The organism is Mastigocoleus testarum BC008 (assembly GCF_001456025.1).
In the GTDB taxonomy this organism is placed as follows: Bacteria; Cyanobacteriota; Cyanobacteriia; order Cyanobacteriales; family Nostocaceae; genus Mastigocoleus; species Mastigocoleus testarum.
In genome coordinates this window covers 1-13,252 of the sequence record NZ_LMTZ01000007.1, presented here as the reverse complement: position 1 = coordinate 13,252, position 13,252 = coordinate 1, and the positions used below count along the sequence as shown (strand labels likewise).

Below are 13,252 nucleotides of genomic sequence, written 5' to 3'. Positions count from 1 at the left end.
ATTCAGTTTTTCTAACAAATATCCATTAATTAAAGCGGACATAGTATCCATTTTTAAAAGTTTAAAAAATTAGCATTTTTCATTGCATAACTTAAATTTGGATATTTGGCATTGATCTCAATCACAAATTCACTACCTTCTCCCAGACGGGAGTTACACTTAAGTTTTCCACGATGTTTATGGACTATGATTTGCTGACAGATTGATAATCCCAACCCTTTAGTTTTTGAAGCTGATTTGGTTGTAAACAATGGTTCAAAAATCTGCCTTTGAATATGTGGAAGAATACCTTTCCCGTTATCAGTAATATTGATAATTACTTTACTCTTCCTTAAACTTTTCCCTCCTAATGTTTCAGTCCGATCTCTTTCAACTAGTGATAGATGGTTGGCGATCGAACTAGTATTTACCCAAATTGTGGGAATGAAAGAATAATCTTGCTGCATTCTTTCTTCTAAAGCATCAATTGCATTAGCTATAAGATTAATCAAAACTTGGGCGATTTCTCCACGACAAGCTTCAACAGGTGGTAGATCGCCAAAATTCTTGATTACCTGAATTCCGGATCTTGTTGGCTGCTCCTTCAGGCGATATTGTAAAAGTTGAAGAGTTCGATCTATCTCTTGATGGATGTCTATTTTTTCTATTTGCTCTTGATTATTGAGAAAAATTTGCAAATTTCCAACAATATTTTTGATACGTTCCGAACCCGCTCCCATTGACCATAACAAATTAGGAAAGTCAGTTTTTACCGATTCCAGGTTCAAGTATTGGATATTTGAAGTGCTAAAATGCTGAACTCGATCTGGATGACTTTGGTAATTTTCCAGAAATTCAATTAAATCCTGTGCGTATTGACTTGCAGATTCGAGAGATTTGTAGATAAAATCTGCAGGTTTATTAATCTCTAAGAGCATATCGGTCGTTAGTTGACCGAGATTACTCATTTTTTGGCTTTCTAAGAGTTGTTCCTGTAACTTTGATATTTCCTGTAGATTTATTTGCAGTTGCTGTGACTGAGAATTTAACTTCGCTTCAAGGGATTTGCGAACTGCGGTTTCCCTTTTGAATTGAGCTATTTGCTCCTGTTGTCGGATAGCGATCGCAATTAACTTCGTGAGTTGCTTGAGAGTATCAATTTCCCAATTTTCCCATTCACGATCGCGATCGTATTGTTGAACTGCAAGCATTCCCCAACAATAATGGGAAACTTTGTGGGACGAAGGATATTCCCCCGGTGAGTAATCTGTGTGTAAGAGAGATAAAGCTCCGACTTGACCGATTGCAAATTGCTGTTGATGGGAGGTAAAAGATAAAGCTTGAATTTGGTCGCTGGGTACCAGGATTGGAGCTAATAACTCTGTACGAGAGCGATCGCTATCAGAACGGTCGTGTAGAGCTTCGTTCTTAAAAAAAAATTTACCCTGCTGCTGTGGATCTACAGTTTGCGAATCTATATATTTCCGGATTACTTGCTGTTTAGCAATAGAAGCTTGATCTCCCACACAATCAGAAGTATGAGTTGATATATTACGGCTCTTAAGTGAAGACAAACTATTTGCAAGGGATTCAAAAACGACACTACTGCTACCATCAGCCTGAGGACGATAAATGACAGTTTTATCTACTTGCAAACAATGCTGTAACTCTCCAACAGCAAATTCTAAAATTCTCTCTAAAGAATTACCAGCAATAATTTGTGCTTGTAGTTCTTGGAAAAATTTTTCTCGCTTACTTTGTTTCTTCTTAGCTAATTTTGCAGATACTTCGCTGGTAATATCTTTGTAAGTACCTACCAATATTACAGGCTTCTGATTTAGATCCCGTTGGTGAATTTGAGCAGTAGCCAAAATCCATTTCCATTGACCAAATTTTGTTAGTATTCTCAACTTAACTTTGTAGATTGGAATACGCTTTTCTAAATAATCCTGCAATACCTTACGTGCTCTTGGTAGATCCTGGGAGTGTATGATTTGCTTCCAAAATTTATCTAGATTGGTAACTTCTCCAATGTCATAACCTAAAATCCGCTGACATTCAGAGTCGCACTCAATTTGATTGGTTGTAAGATTCCATTTCCAGAATCCTAAACCGTTAGCAGATAAAAATGCTTGTAAAGCTGTTTGCCATTCTTGGGACATTGCTACAAATATATATGCTAGTTGTAGGTGCTCTCGATCGCGTGGAACAGGATTGTCCAAAAAACAAGGCTTGATTCCAACTTACCTGTTATTTGTTTATTGATTGATTGTTATATGGAGTAAGTTGTTTTGCAGAACCATCAACAGCACTTAGTCTTTCTTGATATCCTGTAGCTAACACTGTTTTAATACCGAGCCATGTGCTAACAAGGTGTTAACAGAGGGTTGTGATAAAGTCCAAATTTAATAGGCAACTTCTCTATAATGTGAATCGAATTTACCCAAAGGTAAATGCTACAATGTGACTTTTTTTTGTGATTTTATTGGGTAATGTAACAAAAATAAGCTACATTTTGATAGTGCTTTTTTTTAGTTGTCTACAATCAAAAGTATATAAAAATACTTTTTTATGATGAACAAAAACGTAAAAATAATTAGAATGCAATTGATAAAATCTACTAATTGCAAATGTTTCAGCAAAATTAATGAAAGTCAAGAATGTTTTTGTAGCATCTTTCTTATTAGCTAGCTATTATCAACACGATTAAGGCTACAGTGGACCCATTGTCACACAACTAAAATTTTATAAAGCGACATCCTTGAAATAAATTTGAAATCAAAAGTAAAAATAGTTACTAATGACTATAGATGAAGTTCTACTATTATTAAAAGCAAATCTTCCCAATTCTTTAAGTTCTTTGCAAGAAATGATTTTACGTTCTTCTTGGCAAGGGAAAACTTATACTAATATTGCTGCGGAGGCTCATTACGGAGAAGAAAGAGTTAGAAAAGTAGCTTCAAATTTATGGCAGTTAATCAGTGATTTATATCAAGAACAAATTAATAAATCGAATTTTCGTCATGTGTTAGAAGCTCGGCGGCTAAATAAAGCAGAACAGCAAATTATTCATGACTACAACAAAGTAGCAATTAATACATCTTTAGAATATCCTAGTGGTCCCGTATCTGCTAATTCTAGGTTTTATATTTCACATCCAGTAATTGAAGAAACAGTCAAAGCTCAAATTTCTAAACCAGGAAGTGCAATTTATATTCATGGTCCGAGAAAAATGGGTAAAAGTTCCCTGTTGTTAAGGATTATTAACCACGGGAAAAATTGTAATTTGCGGGTAGTCGCTATAGATTTTCAGCAAGCAGAACAATCGTTGTTTGTTAACTTAAATAAATTTTTGCGTTGGTTTTGTATTAATGTGAGTCGGGAATTAGATCTAGAACCAAAACTTAACCAGTATTGGGATGAAGAGGTGGGTAGCAAAATTAGTTGCTCGCTCTATTTTAAATCCTATTTACTTGCTTCAAGCGATACACCTGTGCTCTTGATCCTAAATGAAATAGATTGGTTATTAGAATATCCAGAAATCACCAGAGACTTTCTTCCATTGTTGCGTTCTTGGTACGAGCAAAGTAGGTATATAGAAGCATGGCAAAAATTGCGTTTGGTTTTGTTCGGTTCAGCGCAAATACTTTTACCACCAAAATCAACTCAATCTCAATTTAATATCGGTTTCACGCTGAAATTACCACCTTTAAGTACCGAACAGGTTGAGAGTTTAGCAAAAATCCACGGATTTAACTGGATCAATAATTCCCATATACAAATTTTAATGTTAATGCTGGGGGGACATCCTTTTTTAATAAGACTAGCTTTCTATCATTTGGTAAAAATGGGTGGGACAGAAGAAGATTTAGAAAATATTTTACAAAAAGCACCTACAGAAGAAGGAATCTATCAGCAATATCTACAGCAATATTTATTAGCTTTGAGAGAAGAAGCAGAACTAGAAACTGCTTTCTTTGAGATAGTTACAAATCACACGAGTACATATATAGATCCGATACTGGCTCAAAAGCTTCAAAGTATGGGATTAATAAATTTATCCGGTTATCACGCTTATCCAGCTTGCGAACTATATCGTTTGTATTTTCGTAAAAAGCTCCAACTACCAGAAAAACTAGATAATTTAAGATTCAAGCAAGTAGAGAAAGAACATCAAGAATTACGATTTTTCTCGACCGTCGACGAACTTACTCAACTAGCAAATCGACAGTATTTTGATAACTATTTATATATGGAATGGCAGCATTGTACCCAGCAAGAAGCCAAACAGAATACTTCTGTAACTAATTCCATCAATATTTCTCTAATATTGTGCGACATAGATTGCTTTGATATTTATAGCCGTACTTATGGTAAATTAGCTGGCGATGATTGTTTAAAGCAAGTTGCTAACGCTATTCGTTACTGTGTCAAACATCCACTAGCAAATAATAACTTTCTTTATGGTGGTATCAATTATATTAATAATGTTCAAACAGAGAATTTTCAGACAGAGAATTTTCAGTTTGAATTTAAAGCAGAGAAACTTCAAAGCGATGATTCTCCAGTTAATGATTTTGAGATTTCTAGACAAAGTACTGATAAGCCAATACTTGTAGCACGTTACTCTGAAGACAAATTTGCTATTCTCTCTATGATTGAATCTGGCGCTGCTGCATACATCGGCGAATACGTGAGAAAAACTATCAAAAAATTAGCAATCCCTTGTGATTATCCAGGTCTTGGTGGAATACCTGCAAATGTTTTAACTGTAAGTGTGGGAGTCGCAAGTATTATTCCAAGTGCGAATACAGAACCAAATGATTTAATTCATAAAGCAGAAACAGCACTAAAAAAAGCCAAGAAACAAGGTCGAAACCAGGTTATCCTTGCTTAGTCAGTTATCAGTTTATGGCTAACGCCACGCCCTTACGGGCTACAGTTATCAGTTATCGTCAGAAGTCAGAAGTCAGAAATCGGCATAGACCGCGCTCTAACGAGCGTTAACGCAGTGGGGTGTGGGGCGTCAGCACAGCAGAAATCAGGAGTCAGGAGCAAAAATTTACTCATTACTCATTACTCATTACTCATTACTTATTACTTGTTACTTGTTATTCATTACTCATTACTTATTACTTGTTATTCATTACTCATTAATGATTTGTTTTTTGCTTCGTAAGCACTGTTAAGATTATTTTGTGTCATCTCCCATGCTTGGGGAAATGTTTCATGGGTATGAATTTTCAATGCAGCTTCATAGCATTTAATAGCAGTATCAATATTTTCTAATTTATTTCCTTCAATTCTTTCACACAAAGCATTACCTAAATTATTTTGCGTCATCGCCCATTCTTGGGGAAAGACTTCGCTATCATATATTTGCAAAGCTTTTTCATAACATTCAATAGCCATTTCAATATTTTTTGTTACATCTTCACTGGCTCTTTCAGTATAAGCATTCCCCAGATTGTACTGTGTCGCAGCCCATTCTTCTGGGAAAGTTTCTGGTTTTAAAAGTTCAACTCCTACTTCGTAACCAGCGATCGCAATTTCTAAATTATTAGCGCGATCGCCTAATGTCCAATCTTGAAGTAAACTACTCAAAGCGCTAATCAAAATACCAATATCTTCAGCTTCTTCCGGTTCAACTTCCCCAATTGTCTTACTAGACCAATTTTGCAACACTTCAATAAAACCTTTATCTAGCAATTTTGCATTCTTCCGCAGTAGGGGATAAATAATCTCTGGATCGCCCTCACTTTCTTCTGTCGCGAGTAAAAGTTGTATCAATAGATCTATTTGGGAATTTATAGTAGGTACCGATTCTAATTGCATTAAATCAGCCAGATGAGACCCAATGGTGTTCAAAAAAGCTGCTGAATTTTCATCTCCCTCTTCTGCAAGACCTTCAGCAACCTGTCTCATGGTGTTTAAGAATCCATCATCAATTAATTCTGGATTTGCGTCTAGAACCTCTGCTTCTTTTCCAGCAGGACAAGCCAGAAGTTTATTAATTAAATCAAGATAAGCTTGAGGGCGTTTTTCATCCATTGCGTATAACACTTTGTATAATGAGCAATTTAAACACAGAATCAAAGTCATTAAAGATAAGGTCACAGAGATTCTGTGAAATTTCTTCATTTGCTCGACTCGCATTCCGCTCTTTTAGCTAACTGTTATAAACAATTTTTTTCAAGTCGCAAATGCTACAAAGCACGAGTGAGAGCATAAATCATATCCACACTAGAGCTACTATTATTATGTCTGTGAATTAACTCCAGAACAATTTTGTTCTGTCGTTTTTTGTATAGATATATGCTTCAAATCAGTGAGAATTGCTATCGCTTCGCAAACAAGAACACTTCATGAAAAGTTCCTTTGCTTTGTTATCTGCATCTGGATTACAAACATTTATCGGCGTCGGACGAATCACTCCATTAAATAAATCTTCTAAACCATAGGGTGTAAAAAACTGCCATTCACCTTTTTTATTTACTTTTACACCTACAGCAGCTGTAGTATGTAACCAATTCATAATTCCATCTTCCGTGCTAGTGAAAACTCTTAGACCAGAACGCCAATTACCAAAGCTCGCTTGGTTTTTTACGTCAAATAAATGTTGGGGAAACTGTTCTGTGAGTCTTGCTTTCGCTGCTAGTTCTTGATTTCTATCTCCTGTCGCGTCAAAAAATGCAATATCAAAATCTTTAATAAATAGCTTACATTCCTCACCAAAAATAGAATGCCACACAGTATTTCGTATTGCACCCCCTGCTAACCACCAATCTGGAAGGTTGATTTGAGCGATCGCAGGAAGTACTTCAGCAATAGGTGAGTTGGCTAAAATTTCTTGCAAGCGATGATTGTTTGTCATATAGTTTTGCAATTTGAGTAATTCCCTTGCAGAACTAATTACTTGAAGAACTGCTTGCAAGATTTTACATGAGTTTTTTTCAATTATTCTATATTTTGGCAGTACACTTAATCTCAACCATCAGTTCGGGAACAGCAAGACGAGAGATTTCTATAACAGTACTTGCTACAACTGGAGTACCAGAATAAATTTCGCGTCTACACTTACCTGCTACTCTTGAAGCGGCTTCCATATCTGTTACAAAAATTATTTCATCCACAACATTTTCTATTGAAGCATTGTACTGTTCGAGCACTTTTTGAATATTGGCGTAAGCTTGGAGGATTTGAGTTTCCATATTACCAATTCCTACAACATTACCTTGACCGTCAACACTTACCTGTCCTGAAAGATAAATAGTATCGCCAACTTTAACTCCCTGAGCATAACCATATTCATTTTCTATATTCAAACCTAAGTATTTAGCTTCTTTGGCGTTTTCTTTTCGGATCATATTCAGCACTCCATAAATTCCTAAACTCAGTATTAAGTAGCACTGAAAATTAAGTATGCAAAGTTTTTGCGATCTTTTTCCAAGTTCTTGCTATCAATACAAAAAAATATTTACTGGTGCAGAAAATTTTTGGGTGTTATTCCTGTCAGACGCTTGAAATGATAATTCAGATGTCCTTGGCTAGAAAATCCAACGACTTGAGCAATATCTTTAATTGTTGCATCTCTTCTAAAGAGTAATTCCTTCGCACGTTCAATTCGGCATTGGATATGGTACTGATGAGGTGAAATACCCATAGATTGCTTAAATAAATGAGCAAAATGGTATGAACTTAGATGAACAACCTTCGCAAGTTCACTCAAGCTTAAGTTTCGGTCTAAATGCTCATTCATATAATCGAGTACCTGTTTTAACTGCTGCTTGGATAAACCCCCTTTGTAATACTTGCTAGGTTTTTGTATTGATGAATATCGAGATAGAATATGTATTCCTAAAGCATTGGCAATAGAATCAGCGTATATTCGACTACCCAAAGCATCAGTTTCAAGAATACTCTTGAGTGCTAATCCCATCTGCACAATCAAGGGATCGAAAAATCTAGTTAGCTGAGGAACAAGTTCGATCTTATCCTGTCCCCAGGCTGCTTCACTTAAATCCTTGAGTAAGGATGGTTTGAGATACAATAGCAAAAACTCAACCTCACTATCCCAGGCAAAAGACTGACTCATATTAGCCTGATAAAAACCTACTTGACTGGGTTCTGAATGAATAATTCTTGAGTGTCCATTTATTCTCTGTTCCAGAACAACAGGTTTACCAAAATTGATACAAATTTCGTGATTAAGGGAACAGTGTTCGGGTAAACTACCCGCGGGTTGACGGTAATGAGCAAGGGAAATATTATCCCAAAGTGCTGAATCACTGGAAATAATTAAACCACAAGGAGATACAGACATTTCGCTATACTCTACAATATCTACAATGGAAAATATCAACGCCCATTTGGATCGTTATTTTTTCAAGAAACGGTAATTTTTGTCTCACTCTGTTTGAGCTATAGCAATCCTATTTGATTTTATAAATGATTTAGGACCGCTATACAGATATTTTCTAATAACTACCAATTCTTAAACCAAGCACAAAAATACTCTGGCTTTTTCCCTCGCCAGAGCATTTGATTAAAGCAAATAATTAAAGCAATTAATTAATACATTTGCAGTTATTATTACAGACTATTTTACTGTCAACTATAGATTTCGTGGGTATTGATTTGGAAGTAACACAGATAAAATATAAAAACCTTGAATAATTTGGGCAGTAATTCAAATTAAATACATACCCACTTATTCAAATCTAATCCAATCAAATCAACCTAAAATTTAGGCTTTTCTTGAGTAAACTTCATCCCGATAGTTTTGGATTTACTACTATTTACAGCTGAAGATGTCATCAAATATTCCATCACTTCTTCAGTAAAAGGAATACGCAAGTGGAAAGTACCGTTTGGTTTTACCTTAATTGAATGATCGCCAATAGTTACTGTCGCACCAGGTTCAGTCGCACCGTGGATGATTAATTCAGCATCAGCTTCAAACCAAAAATCTTGGTGAGGAGAACTCAAAATATGAGTTATTTCCGAACGACCCAACGATAACCAACGCTTATCATTACTGAGGTAACCAATTTCTACCATATAATCGCGATCGCCTTTTGGGATTGCAACATAACGGTGATTGATACTTAATTCACATTCATACTGCTGTATCAGTTGGGGTGTTTGATAGCTGAGATCGACATCAGTCACATCATACAAACGCAGTATCAATTGTGAATCGCTTTGCTGCTGCAATTGTTCTTTATCTTTAGTGGATATCTTCCAAGCTGTGTAAGCCCATCTTGGAGTCCTGGGAGCTAAGATAATCCCAGTTTCAAATTCATTATCAGGAAGTTTATTGTTCACCGCGTCGTTACTCCATATTCCACTAATGAATGTGGCTCCCGCACCTGCAATAGCAGCACCAACAGTGGTTGGGTCGACTGACGACGCTACATTTTCACGTTGTTCATCGGTCTCATCAACTTTATCAGTTTTTGCTTCATCGCTATTTATGACTTCACCACTCACCATATCAGTTGTAGTTGACGAAGTTTCTGCATCAGTAACTTCGTCAGCAGTGGTATTTGCTGTGGTGTCTGTGATTTCTTCGTCAATGACTTCATTGATTTCTGATTCAACAGTCATCTCGCCAGTTGACACTTCATCAGTTGACTTTTCATCAGTTTTTGATTCGGAAATTGCATCAATCACAATTTCATCAGTTGAGACATCAACATTTTCTTCATCAGTTACTGATTCAGCAGTTATATCACCTGTCGCTTCATTAATTACTGGTTCGGGGGTTGAATCGCTAACAACTTCATCATTAATTACTGATTCAGCAGCTACATCATCTATAGCTTCATCAATTACTGGTTTGAAGGTTGGATCGCTAACAATTTCATCATCAGTTGGGACATCAACATTTTCTTCATCAGTAACAACTTCATCAGTTACTGTTTGAGCTATCTCATCAGTTATTACTTGATCAATTACTGGCTCAGCATTTGTATCAGCTACAACTTCGTCAGTTGTAACATCAATATTTTCTTCATCAGTAACAACTTCATCAGATGTGATTATATCGGTTGTTTTTTGTAAAGGCTCAGCAGCATCCGCTACTGTATCTAGCATTTCTTCAGAAACATTTGGTAACTCGATACCTGAATTATTATCGCTTACGCTGCTGTCTGTTTCTTCTGACAATACTTCATCCCATACATCTGGTAGTGGTGGATAGGTTTTTGCGATAATTGACGTATTATTTGTTACGTCATCTACTATTTCACTTGTTGTGTCTGTTCCTGATTCAATTTCTTCTGAAGCTTGTTTGGACAGGGAACCCAAACCTACTCCTGCTGCAACTGCTGCACCCACCGCAGTTAAATTACTCGTCAAGTTAAAAGCTTCATCATCTTCTTCTGGAGTTGTATCCAATTGAGCACCATCTACTTGAAGGTTGTTAGTTGCAGTATGCAAATCTGGCAAATTTCCATTAGTTTGACTGTCCCCATCAGTCAATGGAGTTGTAATTTCTACAATTGGCAAACCACTTTTTGCTATCGTTTCAACTTCTAAATTATCAACTCCTAAACTATCAACTCCTAAACTATCAACTCCTAAACTATCAGTTGTCAAATCTTCTTGTTTCGAAGTTGTGATTCTTACCGTTGGTAATGGTTTTTCCTTAAGGTCTGAGCTAGTTTTATCCAGTGTGTCTTTATCTGCTACTTCTACAACTGGTAAAGACTCAGAAGCTACATCTTCAGAAGTTATATCTCTAGAAGTTGCACTTGCTGAATGAATATCTTGAATTTCCGTATCTTGTCGATCCAACTCCGACAATACTTTCCTAGTTCCTACAGCCGCAGCAACTCCAGCAGCAACAGCTGTAGCCTTAGCAAATCCATTATCGGTAGATTTTTTTTCTAAATCAGTTTCTTGACAAGTTATATTAACTTCTGCAGTTCCAACTACCGGATTATTTGCTATTCCAGAATCACCGATATTGGCTACTTGTGGAATTGAATTATTAACAATTGCAGCAGGTTCTTCTAAATTCCATTCTGATTCGTCGACTTGTAATGCAGTATTCCCAATAGCTGTATCTGGTAAGTCGCTATAAGAATTTCCAGACTGCAATTCAGTAGTATTTTCTACCGCTACTGCAGCAGAATAAACATCGTTGCTACCATTAATTTTTGTTGATGTTGGGTTTGATCTCCTTGCAACTGTCTGTTCTCCTAGCTTATTAGCAGCACCACCCATTGCTGCTCCCACAGTTCCCATCGCCGCTGCAGCCATTCCGCCTTGATTCGCAGCATCCAAGGATATGCCAGAATTTGCTGCTAACTCTTCTTTCTTTTTGTGCTTTTTCTCTCCCTTAGAAGCAAAAAACCATATTAAAAAGCCGCCAGCACCTAAAATAGATGCAAGCAACAACCAGACCCACAGAGGAATACCTGCTGGTAACTTAGAAGAATTATTATCGTTTTGTGCAAGAATTTGCCTGTTATAGCGATCGCTAACACCATTACTTGCAGTTAAAGTCCCGACATTTTCCAAAGAATCCCGATCACTAGCTGTTTTGTTTGCTCTAAGACTACTACTGTTGTTACTTACATTGGTTACTTTCGGTTGTGTTTCTGTGTTAGCTAGACCCGCTTGAGCAGCCTTAACTTGTGATTTTTTTTGATTAGAGTTGGTATTACTAGCATTAGCCAATAATACATCTTTAGCCACAGTTTGGGCTTCTTGCTGTCTGGCTGATTCAATCGCTTTTTGACCGAGATTTGCAGTGGTAAAACCAAGAAAACTAGCAACAGCACCACCAGGTTTTTGTTTATAAACATAAACAATAGGCTGCGAATAAGGATATTTGGGATTTTCTGGTAATGTTTGATGCATCTTTAAGATGCGGACACCATCTATTTTTGAAACTTGATTGGCAATAACATAAGCAATACCATCTTTACCCAAATGCCTAACAACCTCTACTGCATGGTGGCTATCAAGCAAATGTGCATTAGCACCAGTTACAAATTCAGCCTTTTGAAATACTGGATAACTACGAAAAGATTGGCGAGTTTCGCTAGCTTCAGGATGATCTATTAAGCGAATCTTACCTTTTTTGCCACCTATTTGGGACCAATCAGTTATTTCCCCACGAAATATTTTGGCAAATTGTTCGTTAGTAATGCTACCTTCAAAAGGATTTTCTTTACTAACAATTACAGCAATTTTTTCTCGACGCAAACGTAATTGCTCTAAACCTTTCGACTTTTCTTCTGGCGTTAAACCACGACTAATTGCTGCAATATCAATTTTGCCATTCAACAAATTTGTGATTGCTTGTTGCGCTCCATTAGCTGCAATTTCAACATTTGAACCAGGGAATTTTTTCTCGAAACCTTGTTTTAAGGCTTGGTTAATCGCAGCAATACTACTCGAGCCGTCAATCAGGATCTTAGTATCATTAGGAATACTGTCTGGTAATGGGAAAGAGGCTTTTTTCGACTTAGAGGAAGATTCTGCTAAAACTGACTCTGAGTCGTGAGAAACTACTGCTACTCCAGTAGCAGTTAATGCCATAAATAATCCCAAACCAGCTATTAAGCTATCTTTTTTTTCTTTTTGCCACATAAGCCCCTTATTACGTCAAAGGAAGGAGAAAACTCGCCTGTTTTAATATCGATCTCGGGTTGGATTAAACGCGTTAATTATATATCTTTATTATCTTTTTCTTAAGCTTATGGAGATACTTATGATACATGATTTTTTGGTATAAAGATTACTTAGTACGGATAAAATAAAAACACTGAGTTTATGTTTTTAAGTTATCTTTCAATCCCCTAAGGTGAGTAATTATAGCTTATTTTATATTCTATTATTTTAGATTGTATATTTACCCATAGTAGACATAAGTTAAACTACAATATTTAACAAATATTATTCAACATATTTAACAAGCTTAGTAAATGAAAAAATACTCACAAATATTTTTATAGCAACTGGATTTAATTAGTGAATAGGTAAATTCTAGAGAATTAACACGGTCAGTTACATTTCTATAAATAAAGATAAAATTTGATAAATTATTAAGATTTTTACTGTCAGTTAAATTACTCTCATATCGAATAAGAATCCTCTTTGTGGCAAATAAAACAACTGTATGGAATAGACATGCTACCTGCCTCCAAGCAAGACGATTACCAACAAAAATATGTATCCGCTCAGTAAGTCGGGGTAAGAAGAAAAAAGAAGAAGGAACAAAAGTAGAGCATGTGTCGTAGAATATGACCCATGACGC

Annotated in this window: 7 protein-coding genes; 1 reads left to right on the top strand and 6 read right to left on the bottom strand. The window is 36.2% G+C overall.

What is annotated here, in order from left to right; all coding sequences use genetic code 11:
• Positions 1–53: 53 nt before the first annotated feature.
• Positions 54–2,201 (bottom strand): PAS domain-containing protein, encoded by a 2,148-nt coding sequence (locus BC008_RS02430; RefSeq protein WP_058183051.1) that lies wholly within the window; start codon positions 2,199–2,201, stop codon positions 54–56.
• A 578-nt stretch (positions 2,202–2,779) separates the two neighbouring features.
• On the opposite strand from BC008_RS02430, the gene BC008_RS02425 reads away from it, so the two are divergent.
• Entirely contained in the window at positions 2,780–4,876 is a 2,097-nt protein-coding gene (locus BC008_RS02425; RefSeq protein ID WP_027842529.1) for an AAA-like domain-containing protein, read from the top strand.
• A gap of 242 nt (positions 4,877–5,118) precedes the next feature.
• Here BC008_RS02425 and BC008_RS02420 read toward each other — a convergent pair whose 3' ends face one another.
• The 5 genes from BC008_RS02420 to BC008_RS02400 form a co-directional block, all read right to left on the bottom strand.
• Positions 5,119–6,030 carry a tetratricopeptide repeat protein gene (locus BC008_RS02420; protein ID WP_058183049.1) on the bottom strand — a complete coding sequence of 304 codons (912 nt, stop codon included), beginning with the start codon at positions 6,028–6,030 and terminating at the stop codon, positions 5,119–5,121.
• 274 nt (positions 6,031–6,304) lie between these two features.
• Positions 6,305–6,853, bottom strand: coding sequence for a nucleotidyltransferase family protein (locus BC008_RS02415; RefSeq protein WP_027842530.1), 549 nt, complete (start codon positions 6,851–6,853; stop codon positions 6,305–6,307).
• 88 nt (positions 6,854–6,941) lie between these two features.
• Positions 6,942–7,346 carry a RidA family protein gene (locus BC008_RS02410; RefSeq protein WP_027842531.1) on the bottom strand — a complete coding sequence of 135 codons (405 nt, stop codon included), beginning with the start codon at positions 7,344–7,346 and terminating at the stop codon, positions 6,942–6,944.
• 110 nt (positions 7,347–7,456) lie between these two features.
• Complete coding sequence (locus BC008_RS02405; RefSeq protein ID WP_082650462.1) at positions 7,457–8,302, bottom strand: helix-turn-helix domain-containing protein; 846 nt, start codon at positions 8,300–8,302, stop codon at positions 7,457–7,459.
• A gap of 416 nt (positions 8,303–8,718) precedes the next feature.
• The gene (locus BC008_RS02400) at positions 8,719–12,585 is read right to left on the bottom strand and encodes a substrate-binding domain-containing protein (RefSeq protein WP_036265087.1); all 3,867 of its coding nucleotides are present in this window, start codon (positions 12,583–12,585) and stop codon (positions 8,719–8,721) included.
• Positions 12,586–13,252 lie beyond the last annotated feature (667 nt).

Excerpts from the sequence above, each read along its gene's own strand:
- BC008_RS02425 (WP_027842529.1), top strand. The coding sequence starts at position 2,780 with ATGACTATAGATGAAGTTCTACTATTATTAAAAGCAAATCTTCCCAAT.
- BC008_RS02420 (WP_058183049.1), bottom strand. The coding sequence starts at position 6,030 with ATGGATGAAAAACGCCCTCAAGCTTATCTTGATTTAATTAATAAACTT.
- BC008_RS02415 (WP_027842530.1), bottom strand. The coding sequence starts at position 6,853 with ATGACAAACAATCATCGCTTGCAAGAAATTTTAGCCAACTCACCTATT.
- BC008_RS02410 (WP_027842531.1), bottom strand. The coding sequence starts at position 7,346 with ATGATCCGAAAAGAAAACGCCAAAGAAGCTAAATACTTAGGTTTGAAT.
- BC008_RS02405 (WP_082650462.1), bottom strand. The coding sequence starts at position 8,302 with ATGTCTGTATCTCCTTGTGGTTTAATTATTTCCAGTGATTCAGCACTT.
- BC008_RS02400 (WP_036265087.1), bottom strand. The coding sequence starts at position 12,585 with ATGTGGCAAAAAGAAAAAAAAGATAGCTTAATAGCTGGTTTGGGATTA.